14 protein-coding genes are annotated in these 13,830 nt (G+C 62.6%); 6 read left to right on the top strand and 8 right to left on the bottom strand.

The window, feature by feature from the left end; translation table 11 throughout:
• Positions 1–6: 6 nt before the first annotated feature.
• Positions 7–1,020 (bottom strand): ABC transporter substrate-binding protein, encoded by a 1,014-nt coding sequence (locus tag AOT96_RS11345; RefSeq protein ID WP_003944194.1) that lies wholly within the window; start codon positions 1,018–1,020, stop codon positions 7–9.
• The gene (locus AOT96_RS11340) at positions 1,017–2,039 is read right to left on the bottom strand and encodes an ABC transporter substrate-binding protein (RefSeq protein ID WP_030535851.1); all 1,023 of its coding nucleotides are present in this window, start codon (positions 2,037–2,039) and stop codon (positions 1,017–1,019) included. The genes AOT96_RS11345 and AOT96_RS11340 overlap by 4 nt, the downstream gene beginning before the upstream one ends.
• 166 nt (positions 2,040–2,205) lie before the next feature.
• Between AOT96_RS11340 and AOT96_RS11335 the strand changes: the two genes are divergently transcribed.
• From AOT96_RS11335 to AOT96_RS11325, 4 genes are all read left to right on the top strand, one after another.
• Positions 2,206–2,928, top strand: a complete 723-nt coding sequence (locus AOT96_RS11335) for a FadR/GntR family transcriptional regulator (RefSeq protein ID WP_065351758.1) — start codon at positions 2,206–2,208, stop codon at positions 2,926–2,928.
• Positions 2,925–3,575 carry a sterol desaturase family protein gene (locus AOT96_RS11330; RefSeq protein WP_020968076.1) on the top strand — a complete coding sequence of 217 codons (651 nt, stop codon included), beginning with the start codon at positions 2,925–2,927 and terminating at the stop codon, positions 3,573–3,575. The genes AOT96_RS11335 and AOT96_RS11330 overlap by 4 nt, the downstream gene beginning before the upstream one ends.
• A 144-nt stretch (positions 3,576–3,719) precedes the next feature.
• Positions 3,720–3,878 (top strand): hypothetical protein, encoded by a 159-nt coding sequence (locus AOT96_RS35675; RefSeq protein WP_003944172.1) that lies wholly within the window; start codon positions 3,720–3,722, stop codon positions 3,876–3,878.
• Positions 3,879–3,968: 90 nt separating this feature from the next.
• Positions 3,969–5,381 (top strand): amidase, encoded by a 1,413-nt coding sequence (locus tag AOT96_RS11325; RefSeq protein ID WP_065351757.1) that lies wholly within the window; start codon positions 3,969–3,971, stop codon positions 5,379–5,381.
• 20 nt (positions 5,382–5,401) lie between these two features.
• On the opposite strand, the gene AOT96_RS11320 is transcribed toward AOT96_RS11325, so the two are convergent.
• From AOT96_RS11320 to AOT96_RS11300, 5 genes are read right to left on the bottom strand one after another with little or no spacing between them, the layout of a single operon-like run.
• A complete protein-coding gene (locus AOT96_RS11320; RefSeq protein WP_065351756.1) occupies positions 5,402–7,600 on the bottom strand; it encodes an acyl-CoA dehydrogenase in 2,199 nt (732 codons plus the stop codon).
• A gap of 4 nt (positions 7,601–7,604) precedes the next feature.
• Positions 7,605–8,471, bottom strand: coding sequence for an SDR family oxidoreductase (locus tag AOT96_RS11315; RefSeq protein ID WP_007735961.1), 867 nt, complete (start codon positions 8,469–8,471; stop codon positions 7,605–7,607).
• A 41-nt stretch (positions 8,472–8,512) separates the two neighbouring features.
• Positions 8,513–9,388, bottom strand: coding sequence for a MaoC/PaaZ C-terminal domain-containing protein (locus AOT96_RS11310; protein WP_007735959.1), 876 nt, complete (start codon positions 9,386–9,388; stop codon positions 8,513–8,515).
• A gap of 7 nt (positions 9,389–9,395) precedes the next feature.
• Complete coding sequence (locus AOT96_RS11305; protein ID WP_030535858.1) at positions 9,396–9,827, bottom strand: type II toxin-antitoxin system Rv0910 family toxin; 432 nt, start codon at positions 9,825–9,827, stop codon at positions 9,396–9,398.
• A 42-nt stretch (positions 9,828–9,869) separates the two neighbouring features.
• Complete coding sequence (locus AOT96_RS11300) at positions 9,870–11,060, bottom strand: lipid-transfer protein (protein ID WP_054825852.1); 1,191 nt, start codon at positions 11,058–11,060, stop codon at positions 9,870–9,872.
• 102 nt (positions 11,061–11,162) lie between these two features.
• On the opposite strand from AOT96_RS11300, the gene AOT96_RS11295 reads away from it, so the two are divergent.
• Complete coding sequence (locus AOT96_RS11295) at positions 11,163–11,846, top strand: TetR/AcrR family transcriptional regulator (protein WP_007735953.1); 684 nt, start codon at positions 11,163–11,165, stop codon at positions 11,844–11,846.
• Positions 11,843–12,394, top strand: coding sequence for a GNAT family N-acetyltransferase (locus AOT96_RS11290; RefSeq protein ID WP_065351755.1), 552 nt, complete (start codon positions 11,843–11,845; stop codon positions 12,392–12,394). Before AOT96_RS11295 ends, AOT96_RS11290 begins: the two co-directional genes overlap by 4 nt.
• Here AOT96_RS11290 and AOT96_RS11285 read toward each other — a convergent pair.
• Entirely contained in the window at positions 12,372–13,829 is a 1,458-nt protein-coding gene (locus AOT96_RS11285) for an HNH endonuclease signature motif containing protein (RefSeq protein ID WP_065351754.1), read from the bottom strand. The genes AOT96_RS11290 and AOT96_RS11285 overlap by 23 nt on opposite strands.
• Between the last annotated feature and the right edge of the window lies 1 nt (position 13,830).

The raw sequence follows: 13,830 nt of genomic DNA, 5'->3' as shown, positions 1-13,830 counted from the left end.
AGGAGATCAGAGCTTGGCTCTGATCTCCTCAGCGATCGGCTGGAACTGCTCGAGGAATGTCAGGGCCCAACCGAAGGACGCGACGCCCTCGTAGTCGAACGAGTACACCTGATCATTCTTGACGGCGCGCAGACGCTGGAAGATGGTGTCGTTCGCCAACTTCTCGTTGATGGGGCCCTTGCCACTGTTCGTGATGATGACGTCGGCCTCGTCGAGTAGCTCCAACTGCTCCCTCGGGAACCACTCGTTGCTGCCGGCGGGAATTGCGAGTGAACGGTCGTTGAACTGGAACCCGGCCTCGCTGATGACCGTCGTCTGATACTTGGTCGGCGAGTACAGCGAGAAACCACTCTCCTCGAAGTACGTGGTGTAGACGACCTTCACCTTGCTCAGCACATCAGCGTTGTCGCTGCGGAACTTGGCGATCCGCGCCTCGTACCGATCTGCCAACTCTTGAACCTTCGCGCTCTGGTTCAGCGCGTCCGCGACTCCGAAGGCGCGCTCCTTCCATGCGTACTGCCCGTCCTCGGCAAAAACCGCGGTCGGTGCGATCGACCGGATCTGCTCGTAAAGATCCGGGTTGTTCTCCGACAGCAGGTTGGTCATCACGATCAGGTCGGGAGACAAAGCCGCTATCGCCTCGGCGTTGGGCTCGTACCAGCGTCCCACCTTCGGGAGAGACCGCAGAGCGGACGCATAGGGTTCCGGGACGCCGTCGGCGTTCTCGTAGTCGACCGGCAATCCGACCGGTGTGAACCCGGCGTCGAACATCGCGGGGCCCGTGTAGTAATCGGCGCTGACCACCCGTTGCGGGTTGGTGGGCACTTCCACCTGCCCCAGAGCCGTGTTGATGGTGCGCATCGAACCCTCGGCCGATTCACCGGAGCTGGTTCCGCAGGCCGTGAGCAATCCGATCCCCGCCAAGGCACCGGCTCCGAGGAAACCGCGTCGGGTAAGTGCTGCGGTGATGCGAGCGAATTCGGCATCGGTGTCAGCGGTGGGCAATAGAAGTGATGTCATGAAAGTGCCTCCAAAGCGCCGGTTTCGAGTTCGTTGAGCCAGTTGATTGCAGTGCCGTAGTCGGTGACCTGAGTGCTGATTCCGAATACCCGGCCCGAAGCTGCTGCCGGAATGCGGCTCCACAGCGGGCTGGTGAAGACGGATTTCATTCCTGCAGAATCAGTTCCGTTCGGCTGCTTCGGGTAGATGACGACGGTGACGTCCCGCAGCATTTCGAGTTGTTCGAGCGGGAAGGCTTCGAAGCCGGTGGCTGGGCGCAGGTCCGGGATGAATTCGCCGCGGGTCACGTTCAGGTCGGCGAGCATCGCGCCGGTCACTCCGGTTGGATACAAGATGGAGAAGTGCCCTTCCGAACCACCGATAGCAACCTGGGCCCACCGATTCTCGCCAAGCTGCGCGGCGTATTCGGTGCGGATTCGCTCTTGCATCGCCTGATACTTCTCGCGATTCGACGTCAATGCCGAACCCTTGTTGACCGCGTCTGCGACACCCTCGGCGACAGCGCGCCAATCCGATCGGTTCGTGCCCGAATACACCGCTGTCGGAGCAATTTTCGAGAGCTCGCGGAACATGTCCTCGTCGATCTCGTACGCATCGCCGACAATGAGATCAGGCGCGGCAGCCACGACGGCTTCGCGGTTGACCTCGAGGAAAACCCCCACCGTGGACAAGCCGTCGATGAACTTCTGCTGTGTCGGGGTGAACTGGTCGATGTACGCGCTGTAGTCGAGCGTCGCGACGGGTCGGGCGCCGACGGCTTGCAACTGCCACGGGGTGTTGTAGGAGACGGCGACGATGCGCTGCGGATCAACGGGAACATCCACGGGTCCGTAATGCGTCTGCACCGTCCGAGTTTCGCCTTCCGCACCGCCACCGCCGTCCTCACTGCTGCATCCGGCAAGGGCGAGCATGGACAGTGCGGCGGCACTTCCACCCAGAAAGCCGCGTCGGGTCAAGGCCGCGGCGACGCGAGCGAACTCTGCATCGGTATCTGGAGTCGGTAACAGGAGTGATGTCATGGGTTTCCTGACGGTTATCCGAATTAGGGCTACCTAAAATTACTCTCACCTGCACCGTTACGGTGAAGCCTCTTGGCCAAGACGTATCTCTTTCGCGCCAAGACGCCAATCGTTGAACTGGTATTACCACTTGACCTCTTACCGATAAGCGGGTTACGGTCGGTACATGTTTCAACCCGTTGCACGTACCTCGGCCTCCGGCGCAGTCTTCGACCAGATTTCGGTGAAAGTGCTGGCCGGAGAGCTGGCTGCGGGCGAGGCGCTACCCAGCGAGCGCAAGCTCGCCGAGGCATTCGGCGTCTCGCGACCCGCAGTCCGCGAGGCAATTCAGAAGCTCGCCCAGGCCGGGCTCGTCGAGGTCCGCCAGGGCGAGTCCACGTCGGTGCGCGATTTTCGACGCCAGGCCGGACCCGAACTTCTCCCCCAGCTGCTGGTGCGCGACGGCGTCCCCGACCTGAGCGTGGTGCGCAGCGTCCTGGAAACTCGCGAGTTGATGGGACCGCAGATCGCTGTGCTGGCCGCCCGTCGCATCTCCGCGGAATCCGCCCGAGAACTCGACGCGGCCGTTGATCAACTAGGCGCCACCGAAGATCCAGTGGAGTTGCAAGACCGCGCTCTGGCGTTCTGGGACGTCGTCGTCGACAGCGCAGATTCCATTGCCTTCCGTTTGATCTTCAACAGCCTTCGGGCTGCATACGAGCCGGCTATGACTGCACTTGCATCCGTCATGGTCGCCGAAGTCGGCCAGACCGACCTGTATCGAAAACTGGCCTCCGCCATCACTTCACACGACGAGCCAACTGCCGAGGCGTCAGCCGCACAGCTCCTTCACACCGGCACGACGGCAATCGGCGACGCTCTCACCTTCCTGGAAGGACTGAAACCATGAGCAAGCCTCTTACTCTCGCCGATGCGGCACGGACGTTCCGCAAGTCACCGACGCCGTGGATGATCGGCACCATGCTGCTGGCCGCCGCGGCGGCGCGCATCGCAGTGGGCAACTGGCAGATCACCGACGCCCTCGTTCCGCTCGTGATGCTTGCCGCATTCCCCTTCGTGGAGTGGATCATTCACGTCTTCGTTCTTCATTGGAAGCCACGAACCATTGCCGGCGTCACACTCGATTCACGGCTGGCGCGCAGCCATCGGGAACACCACTTTGCGCCGCGAACCGTCTCACTCATCTTCATCCCGTGGCAGACGCTCCTGATCGTGATTCCCGTTCTGACAGCCGTCGCCCTCCTGGCATTTCCCCGCGTCGAACTCGGTCTGACGTTCCTGACCTGCATTTCCGTGCTCGGCCTCGGTTACGAGTGGACACATTTCCTCATCCACAGTGACTACAAGCCGAAAACTGCTCTCTACCGGTCAGTTTGGCGCAACCACCGCAACCACCACTTCAAGAACGAGCACTACTGGTTCACCGTCACCACCGCGGGAACTGCCGATCGAGTACTGGGCACGTACCCCGATCCCAAATCCGTCGAGACCTCCCCGACAGCCAAGAACCTGCACGGCGCAGCGTCCAAGCTGTGAAGGAAGACCGATTCCTGGCCCCCAGCTGGCAATGAACTTGAACTTGCCTGTGTATCAGCAATTTTCGTTGAAACTCGTCAGAACCGTGCTTAGTGTCGATGGAGTCAGAAGTTCGAAAAACGCTGTAACCGAAGGACACAACACATGTTCAACGATGTATTCAACAACGTCATCCACCCGATGGTCACGAACTTCCAGCAGTTGGGCCCCCAGCAGTTCATTCCGCAGCAGTTCATCCCACAGGGAGTGTTCCAGCAGGCGCCGCAGGCAGCAGAGCAGGCAGTGACGATCTTCGGTAGCTGATACCGCAATCCACAGATAGCGCCACTCAGGGGTCGTCCGTCCAATATGCTGGACGGACGACCTGAGTGCCTCCGCCTGACAAGGATCCCCATGACCGCGAACACCCCCATCCACGCTTTCACCGACGACGCCCTGGGCGACCTCGACGCCACCGGCGTCGCCGCCCGGATCGAATCAGGCGAGGTGACCGCACGGGAAGTCATGGAGGCATCAATCGCCCGCGCCGAGGCAGTGCAGGGGCAATTGAACGGTCTGGCCTGCACTGATTTCGATCGTGCCCTCGCCAGGAGCAACCGGCCCGCCAAGGGCGTCTTTGCCGGTGTCCCCACCGCGATCAAGGACAACACCGACAGCGCCGGCCTTCCCACCCAGCAGGGCAGTACCGCCTTCACCGCGATCCCCGCCAAAACCGACAGCGATTTCGCGAAGCAGTTCCTCTCCACCGGGGCCATTTCGATCGGCAAGACCCGACTGCCCGAGTTCGGATTCAGTGCGTCCACCGAATACATGACGGAAGAACCCGTGCACAACCCGTGGAATCCGGCGTACTCGTCGGGCGCTTCCTCGGGAGGCGCAGCCGCGCTTGTTGCTGCCGGCGTACTCCCGATCGCGCACGCCAACGACGGCGGTGGATCGATTCGCATTCCCGCCGCTGCCTGCGGACTCGTCGGACTCAAACCCACTCGCGGACGCACCATCGCCGATCCGGCCGACAAGTCGATGCCGATCCGGTTGATCGCCCAGGGCGCCGTTACTCGCACTGTTCGCGACACTGCACGATGGATGTCTGCGGCTGAGAACTACTACCGCAATCCGCGACTCGCACCGGTTCGCTTGATCGAAGGACCCAGCTCAACCCGCCTGCGCGTCGGCGTGATCGCCGATTCCGTCACCGTCACCAAGACGGACGACGAGACGCGCAAGTCCGTCGAAGCTACGGCCGAACTCCTTGCAAGCCTTGGCCATCATGTCGAGGACGCGGCACTGCCCGTCGGCCCCGAATTCATCGACGACTTCAGCATTTACTGGGGCTTTCTGTCGTTTGCCATCTCCACCGGTGGCAAACAAATGCTCGGACCCGACTTCGACAAGTCCGGCACCGACAATCTCACCAAGGGCCTCTACACGCTGTACCGGAAGAACCTGGTGAAGACGCCGCGCGTGCTCTATCGTCTGCGACGGCTCCAGCAGCAATACAGCGCCATGTTCTTGAAGTACGACGTCGTGCTCTCGCCGGCCCTGGGGCACACCACCCCCGAGCTGGGATACCTCTCTCCCGCTCAGCCTTTCGAGGAGCTTTTCGACAAGTTGATCGCGTACACGTCGTTCACACCGCTCAACAACATTTCCGGTGGTCCCGCGATTTCGCTACCGATGCATCAGACCAGCAACGGTTTGCCGTTGGCTTCGCATTTCTCCGCCGATCTCGGCGACGAGCGCACACTCCTCGAATTGGCCTTCGAACTGGAAGAGGCTCAGCCCTGGAGAAGAATCCAGGACTGAGCCCCACCCGATAAATACCCTCAGTCTCGCGGTAATCCGAGCATGCGCTCACCGATCACGTTGAGCTGCACCTCGGTTGTGCCACCGTAGATGGTGGTGGCACGACCCGAAATGAGTTGCTCCATCGCCTTGTCGCTTGGCTGACCTGGGATGCTGACCGCTCCGGCAGCACCCAGTTCGGCGACGACGAACTCGGCGATCGACTGGCTGATCTTCATCGCCAACAGCTTGCCGACGCTCGACGTCGTACTCACGTCGATTCCCGAAAGTTGCTTGAGCACAACGCGGGAACCGATGAGATCGATCGCCTGACTCTCCGCAACCAGCTCGCCGACACGGTAGCGTCCGATCGGGCTCAGGTCTGCCGACTTCGCGAACTTCAGCAGATCGGAGTCCGAGGCGTACGCCTCCATCTTCTGGCTGAGCGCGACGCGCTCGCCGGCCAGCGTCGTCCGGGCGACGTTCCACCCGTCGTTGACCTCACCGACCACGTTCTCGTCGGGGATGAACACGTCGTCGAGGAACACCTCGTTGAACAACGCCGAGCCCGTCATCTCACGCAGCGGGCGGACGGTGATGCCCGGTGTCGACATATCGAGCACGAAGTAGGTGATGCCCTGATGCTTCGGCTTGCCGGCGTCCGTGCGGGCGATCAGCATTGCCCAGTCGGAGAACTGCGCAACCGTGGTCCAGATCTTCTGACCGGTGATCTTCCAACCGCCGTCGACCTTTTCGGCCTTCGTGGACAATGACGCAAGGTCGGAACCAGCACCGGGCTCGCTGAAGAGCTGGCACCACACCAGCTCACCCTGCAGGGTAGGCACGGCCAGCTCTTGCTTCTGCTTGTCCGAACCATGTGCCACGACGGCCTGCACTGCCCACGTTCCCATCAGAAGCTGCGGCATCGAGATACCGGCAGCCTTGATTTCCTGGGAGATGACGATCTGCTCGAGCGGAGCGGCGCCGCGCCCGTACGGCTTCGGCAGGTGAGGCTGAACCCAGCCGCCGTCGCCGAGCGCGATCAGCTGGTCGTCCTCGTCGAGCTCGACCAACTTGGCAAGCTCGGCCGCGATGCCGCCGCGGATCTCCTCTGCCTCCGGCGGCAGTTCGAGAACCGAAGCCCGGCTGACACCGTCAAGTGCCTGCTGCGCAACACGGTTGGCACGATCCTCGCGGGTACCGAGAATGCCGCGGATCGAGAGCGCGCGCCGGTAGTACAGGTGGGCGTCGTGCTCCCACGTGAAGCCGATGCCGCCGTGGACCTGCACACAATCCTGCGCTACCTGCACTGCGGCGTCCGGCACGATGACTGCTGCGATATCGGCGGCAAAATCTGCCGTGTCGTCGCCCTTGTCCAATGCGCTTGCCGCATCCCACACAACGGCGCGTGCCTGCTCGAGCGCAATGCCCATCTGCGCACACTTGTGCTTGACGCCCTGGAACTGGCCGATGGGTCGCCCGAACTGCACGCGTGTCTTGGCGTACTCCGACGCAGTGGAAACGCACCAGGACATGACGCCGACGTCTTCGGCGCCGAGAACGACTGCGGCAATGGACCGTACCCGCGCCTCGGTGAGACCGTCGAGTATCCGTTCGGCGCTGATCTGAGCATTGTCAGCTTCGATCCGCGCACTACCGCGCAGCACGTCGATGCTGTCCTGAACGGTGATCGCGACTGCGCTGCTCTCGAGCACCGCGTAGCGAACGCCCTCGGGCAACTGGATCGGAACCAGCAGTACGTCGGCGTGCTCACCACCGAGCACACCGTCGAGTGCGCCCGTGATCTTGTACCCACCGTCCGACGACTCGGCCGCAAACGGTGCACCCAAGGCGACTGCTGCCGTACGACTTCCGTCGATCAGACCGGGCAGGAACTCGGGTCCCGCCTTGGAATCGGCGACACCGAGAACGGCACTTGCCAATACCGTCGGAACGAACGGGCCGGGAGAGACTGTGCGGCCCAATGCTTCCAGTGCCACTGCCAAGGTCAGCAGGCCGGCGCCGTGACCACCTTGCTCTTCCGGAACCGCGAGCCCGAGAAGGTCCTGCCCGACGAGCGCCGTCCAGAACTGGGGGAACTTGTCCTCGGTCCGCGACTCCACGGCCGCGCGCACCTGCTCGGTGGTGATGGTGCGCTCGGCGAAGGAGCGCACCGAATCTGCAAGCGCGGTGTGCTCCTCACTCAGCCCGAGACCGAGTTCGTATGCGTTGCGTGCCATGCGCTTACAGTCGTTCTGCGAGGTCGGCGGTGGTCCAGGGACCCTCGCTCTCGATGGTGTTCACACCGTGCCAGCCGGCGAGTTCCGTGATGGCCCCACCCTGAACGGCATACACCTTGCCGGTCAGCTTGCAATCCGCTGCCGCTAGATAGGCCACCAGCGGGGAGATGTTGGACGGCGCAAACGCGTCGAACTCACCCTCGGGGACCTCGGCGGCGAACAACGCGCCCATACCGGGTGTCGCCAGCGTCAGCCGAGTACGCGCGATCGGCGCAATAGCGTTGACACGCACGCCGTATCGATCGAGCTCGTCAGCGGCCACCAGAGTCAGGGCTGCGATGCCCGCCTTGGCGGCGCCGTAGTTGCCCTGGCCCGCGTTGGGCATGAAGGTACCCGAAGCCGAAGCGGTGTTGATGACCGAAGCGTTGACGGTCTCGCCTGCCTTGCTCTGGTCCTTCCAGTACGCGGCAGCGTGGTGCAGCGTCGCTGCGTGCCCCTTGAGGTGCACGGCAATGACTGCGTCCCACTGGCTCTCGTCCATACCCGCGATGAAGGCGTCACGAAGAATGCCGGCGTTGTTGACCAGGACGTCGAGTCGGCCGAACTCACTGACGGCCTGCTTGACGAGGCCCTCGGCACCGTCCCAGGTGGCGATGTTGTCGGTGTTGGCAACGGCCTTGCCGCCTGCGGCAACGATCTCGTCGACTACCTGCTGCGCGGGGCCGGCATCTGCACCGGAACCGTCGTTTGCGCCGCCGAGGTCGTTGACCACGACGCTCGCACCCTCACGAGCGAAGAGCAGCGCATGCTCACGGCCGATGCCGCGTCCTGCTCCGGTGATGATCGCTACGCGACCGTCGAGACTTCCCATCAGTTCAAATTCCCATCAGTTCAATTGTCGGACATGAAGACTCATTTGTCGGCGATGACCGCGAGGCCGTCCTTGATGACCAGGTCACCGACCGCGCTGGTTTCGTACGAGTACGACGTGGCTCCGTCTGCCGAACCCGACTTGTAGAACACCGTCTCGATGTCCTGGGTCGGGAGCACAGGCTTCGCGAATCGCACTGCGAGACGGCGTAACCGCTCGGTCTCGCCGCCTGCCAGTTCGGTCAGGGCTCCCCATGACGTGAACGCCATCGTGCACAGTCCGTGATTGATGATTCCGGGGAGACCGGACATGCGAGCAATCTCTTCGTCAAGGTGGATCGGCATCGGATCGCCGGAAGCCGGTGAGTACCGGAACGTCTGGTCCTCGTCGATATGCTGGTTCACCACCGCTGCGGGACTACCAGCACGAAGAGCGTCGTCGAATCGGTGTTCGGGAGCCTTCTCGCCCAGTCCGGGGCCCGCGTCGACCTTGCGGAAGAACGCTGTCATCCATTGCTCGTTGACCAATTCACCCTTGTCGGTTTTGGTTTCGACGTAGATGACGACGGTGGACCCGTTGTCCCGGCCCTCGAAGCCGATGGGCTTGGCGCGAGCGATCAGATGGTCGCCAGGGTAGATCGGACGGTGGAACAGGAAGTCCTGCTCACCGTGAACGAGCTTCATCAGCAGTTCGACCGGCGCCACCGACAGCGCAGCGGGTGCCATCGACATGAAGACGGGTACCACCGCGAAGACCGGCGGAGCGATCTCTCCTTTCAGGTGTCGCTCGATGGGGTCGTTTGTGGCAGCGGCATATTCGGCGATGCGCTCGGCTGTCACCTCGAAGTGCTCCGGATCGGTCCATACGTCCAGCCCGGACGTATCGAATTCGACCGCGTTGGTCTTCGGTGTCGTCATCGAGCCGTTACCCGACCAGCTCGGCGAACTTGGCCAGCGAGGCCTCGAGATCAGCCTTGGCGTTCTTGGCAACTGCCTTGCCGATCGGCCCGACGATCATGGTGCCCTTGAAGCTGGCGTCGACGGTTGCCTTCGAACCCGCACCGTCGGCCTCGACCGAGAGGATGAATTCGACGGTGACGCCGGCCATTCCGGTACCGGCAATCTTGACCATCTTCGGAACCTCGACCTCTTCGACGGTCCACTCGATCTTGTTGGCCATACCCATCACGGAGACGACCTCGGTGAACTTGGCGCCCAACGCGACCTCGGTGGGGAGTTCACTCTTCCAGCCCTGGTGAATGGTGAGCCACTCCTCCCAGCGCGACAGGTCGGAGAGCGCATCCCAGGTCTTCTCGGGGGATGCGGGCAGTACGGCGGAGACGGAAACGGAAGCCATGATGAAACTCCTAGTGGGTAGCTAGCGGGTTGAGGGTGTGATTCAGCGTGCGTAGGGCTTGTATGCGGTCACGACAACTGCACCGCCGAGCCCGATGTTGTGCTGGAGGGCGACCTTCGCGCCGTCGACCTGACGCTTGTCCGCGGTTCCGCGGAGCTGCCAGGTGAGTTCGGCGCACTGCGCGAGGCCTGTTGCTCCGAGGGGGTGGCCCTTCGAGATGAGGCCGCCGGACGGGTTGACCACCCAGCGTCCGCCGTAGGTGGTGTCGTCGGCGTCGACGAGCTTGCCGCCGTCACCTTCGGCGCACAGTCCAAGTGCCTCGTAGGTCAGCAACTCGTTGGTGGAGAAGCAGTCGTGGAGTTCGATGACGTCGACGTCGTCGGCGGTGATCCCGGCCTGGGCGTATACCTTCTCGGCGGCCTTGCGGGTCATGTCTGCGCCGACGAGGCTGATGGCGCTCTTGTCCTCGAAAGTGCTGTTCATGTCGGTGACCATGGCCTGCCCGACGATCTCGATCGCCTGAGAAGCGAGGCCGTGCTTCTCGACGAATGCTTCGCTGGCGATGATCGCCGCGCCGGATCCGTCCGAGGTAGGCGAGCACTGGAGCTTGGTGAGCGGCCCGTGGATCTGGCGTGCTTCGAGGATCTGCTCGAGGGTGTACTCGTCCTGGAACTGGGCATACGGGTTGTTCAGCGAGTGCTTGTGGTTCTTGACGGCGATCTTCGCGAACTGCTCTGCAGTGGTTCCGAAGCGTTCCATGTGCTCGACGCCGGCCGCGCCGAACATGTACGGAGCGGGCGGCATCGCGAACTCCTGCAGCTCGGCGAGAGCGAGGAGGTGCCGCATGAGTGGCTGTTCACGGTCGTCGTAGGTGGATCCGAGGGACCCGGACTGCATCTTCTCGAAGCCCAGCGCCAGTGCGCAGTCGGCCTGACCACTCTTGACTGCCTGCGTGGCGAGGTAGAGCGCGGTCGATCCCGTCGAACAGTTGTTGTTGACGTTGACGATGGGGATGCCCGTCAGACCCAGCTCGTAGACAGCCCGCTGACCTGCGGTGGACTCGCCGTAGACGTAGCCGACGTATGCCTGCTCGACCTCGGTGTAGTCGATACCCGCGTCTTCGAGCGCCTTGGTACCCGACTCGCGTGCCATATCCGGGTAGTCCCACTCGCGGGCTCCCGGCTTCTCGAACTTCGTCATGCCGACGCCGACGACAAAAACCCTGTTACTCATTGCCACTCCTGAAGAGAACGGTATCTGTGTGTGACACGCTGTCCCACCAAAGTATGTGAGACATCTTGTCCAGTCAATGGCGGGGTGAGTATCGTTCGATTTATGACAAAAACAGCCGAGTCGGCGCAGCCCGACGGGCGCAGCACTCGCTGGAATGATCACAAGGAACAGCGCAAAGCGCGGATCCTCGACGCAGCACTCGATGCAGTCAACGAAGGTGGCGCCGACGTCGGCGTCCAGCAGATCGCCGAGCGCGCCGACGTCCCCCGTTCCGTTGTCTACCGGATCTTCAAGGATCGAGCCGACCTCGACGAGCAGCTGCGAGTCCGCATCCTCGAGATGATGATGACCGACCTGACCCCCACCCTCACGCCACAAGGCACCGTCGGCGAGGCCATCTCACGGGCCGTCGAGACCTACCTCCAGTGGATTGTGAAATATCCACGACTGCACCACTTTTTAGGCAAGGGCTCGCCGAGTACGCGGGCCACCGGTTCGAAAGTGGTGACCGGAACCAAGACGGCCATCGCCGTCCAATTGGGAAATTTGTTGGGCACGATCCTCACCAGCCGTGGCAAACCGTCGAAGATGGCGGAGCCCTTGGCTTTCGGCGTCATCGGATTGGTCGACGTCAGCGTCAACCGTTGGCTCAGCCAGCCGGGTTCCGATGTGACCAGTGCGGAATTGGCCGAATTCCTCGAACGCTCCATCTGGCAAGTCCTCGACGGCAATCTCCGGAGCATCGGCGTCGACATAACGCTGTCGACGCCGATCGCCGACCTGTGACAGTCACCGAACTACCCTGGACACTCGGCGGACGTGGACTTCAACTGGTCCAGGTTCCATCACTCGCCCTGCACGCACTGGGTGAAGACAACGCCACTCTTGCAATGGAACTCGCACCCAACCTCCTGACCCCGTATCTCCTCGGCGAAGAATGCCAGGGCTTGTGGCGCTACCGGAGCAAGCAGATAGCAGAGAATCCCCTCGACAGCGCGTGGATCACCCGCATCGCAGTCGATGCCCGCACCTCGACGCCGGTGGGGTTGGCCGGATTCCACGGTCGCCCCGATGCGCGCGGGATGGTGGAGGTCGGATATCGCATCGACCCGGCGTTCCGGCGCCAGGGATACGCACGGGCCGCCCTCGAGATACTTCTCGACGTCGCAAGTCGCGAATCCGAAGTACACACCGTTCGAGCGACCATCAGCCCGGACAACATCGCATCACGAAATCTGATCAGCCAGTACGGTTTCAACGAAGTCGGTGAGCAGTGGGACGAAGAAGACGGTCTGGAAACCATCTTCGAAGTCAGTGCCTCTCCGGAACCGTGACAGCCGTCAACCCGCTGGTTTTATCGGTCCAGTGAATGGCACGGTCCTCCAGCATCACCGGTGTCCACAACCTGTATGTCTTCACCTGATGGTGATGACGACACAGGCATTGGAGGTTGCTCGCAATGGTCCACCCACCGCGTCTCGGATCGGAAGGATCGAACTCGGTGATGTGGTCGAGTTGGCACCTGTTCGCGGGCACCGAACAACCAGGGAACCGGCAGTGACCGTCGACGGCCCGCACCAATGCGGCCAGAGCCGCTCCCGGAGCATAGGTCAGCGCGCCGGGAGGCGGATCGTGCTGGGCGCCATGCCCATCCGATCTTCGAACGATGTCCGGGGATCGCGCGACCAACCGTTGCATTGCCCGAATCCGATCCCCGCAGCCGTTCGGTTCGTGACTTGGGCGATCACGTCGGGTGACAAGCGGCAGGACAGTCGGAGCATGCTGCCGACGCGGTCGGTTCCCCGCGGCCTGGGCGCGGAAATCGACGAACAAGGCCTGCCAGGTGGAATCAGCGGCGAGCTCGCGAGCAAAATCAGGATCGATCGGCCCGTATCCGTCGATGCTCGCGGGATCTGACGTCAATCCGAGGAGCGTCGCCAGATCACACACGATGTGCAACACCGGCTTCCTACGTGAGGGCGCAGTTGATCGAGCTGCTGTGGATGCTGCCTCGCACGTTTCGCTGCCACACTGACAAGTCAGCCCCTGTTCGCCGTGCAGCAGAGCTACCAGTGCGTCGGCCCTACGGGTCGAGACATTTCGTGGATCGTGGTTGCAGACGCTTCCGGCGGCCTCGTTGATCAGGCCAAGCGCTTCGACGGCCTCGGTCGCGCTGAGTGTTGCCTGCAGCTGGGCGAGTCCGTGACGGTCTGCACGCGTGCGAACATCGCGGTGTTCCAGCATCTTCCGGCGACGTTCGGCGGCAGCATCCGGATCGTAGGCAAAGAGCTGGCGCTCGATGTCGCGCTCGAGTTGCCCGGGCGGAAGACGGTGCGCGGAGGCAAGTACCCGGCGCTCGAGCGCTGCGATCGCCTCCGGGTCGGCCCCGGTGAGTCCGTCGACAACCTTGCGCACGCGCGCATAGTCCAGCTCGCCGGCAGCGAAGGCGGCCTTGGTGAGCGGAAGGAACTCCCGTAGGGCATCACCGATCTCGATGTGGACTTCGGCAGTACGACGCGAGCACGTGAGCATGACCGCGATCTCGTTGCATGCGATCCGCCACGCCTTGTCGACATCACCGGACACGTCGAGTTCGGCGTTGAATCTCGACTCCGACAACATGGATGCACCGAGCACCTTTTGCGCGGCTAGCATGTTCTCGCTCTGCGCCGTCGCAAAGAGCATGTCCGGCAACACGAGTGGGTCGACGACAGGACAGCCGTCATCGACGGATGTCCCCACACCGCTCGCCAATCCCTTATCGAACATA

Origin of the sequence: Rhodococcus sp. 008 (assembly GCF_001682295.1) — a bacterium.
Taxonomy (GTDB): Bacteria; Actinomycetota; Actinomycetes; order Mycobacteriales; family Mycobacteriaceae; genus Rhodococcus_F; species Rhodococcus_F qingshengii.
This window is presented reverse-complemented; position numbering and strand designations above follow the sequence as displayed.

Coding starts and splice junctions, on each gene's coding strand:
- AOT96_RS11345 (WP_003944194.1), bottom strand. CDS start 1,020: ATGACATCACTTCTATTGCCCACCGCTGACACCGATGCCGAATTCGCT.
- AOT96_RS11340 (WP_030535851.1), bottom strand. CDS start 2,039: ATGACATCACTCCTGTTACCGACTCCAGATACCGATGCAGAGTTCGCT.
- AOT96_RS11335 (WP_065351758.1), top strand. CDS start 2,206: ATGTTTCAACCCGTTGCACGTACCTCGGCCTCCGGCGCAGTCTTCGAC.
- AOT96_RS11330 (WP_020968076.1), top strand. CDS start 2,925: ATGAGCAAGCCTCTTACTCTCGCCGATGCGGCACGGACGTTCCGCAAG.
- AOT96_RS35675 (WP_003944172.1), top strand. CDS start 3,720: ATGTTCAACGATGTATTCAACAACGTCATCCACCCGATGGTCACGAAC.
- AOT96_RS11325 (WP_065351757.1), top strand. CDS start 3,969: ATGACCGCGAACACCCCCATCCACGCTTTCACCGACGACGCCCTGGGC.
- AOT96_RS11320 (WP_065351756.1), bottom strand. CDS start 7,600: ATGGCACGCAACGCATACGAACTCGGTCTCGGGCTGAGTGAGGAGCAC.
- AOT96_RS11315 (WP_007735961.1), bottom strand. CDS start 8,471: ATGGGAAGTCTCGACGGTCGCGTAGCGATCATCACCGGAGCAGGACGC.
- AOT96_RS11310 (WP_007735959.1), bottom strand. CDS start 9,388: ATGACGACACCGAAGACCAACGCGGTCGAATTCGATACGTCCGGGCTG.
- AOT96_RS11305 (WP_030535858.1), bottom strand. CDS start 9,827: ATGGCTTCCGTTTCCGTCTCCGCCGTACTGCCCGCATCCCCCGAGAAG.
- AOT96_RS11300 (WP_054825852.1), bottom strand. CDS start 11,060: ATGAGTAACAGGGTTTTTGTCGTCGGCGTCGGCATGACGAAGTTCGAG.
- AOT96_RS11295 (WP_007735953.1), top strand. CDS start 11,163: ATGACAAAAACAGCCGAGTCGGCGCAGCCCGACGGGCGCAGCACTCGC.
- AOT96_RS11285 (WP_065351754.1), bottom strand. CDS start 13,829: ATGTTCGATAAGGGATTGGCGAGCGGTGTGGGGACATCCGTCGATGAC.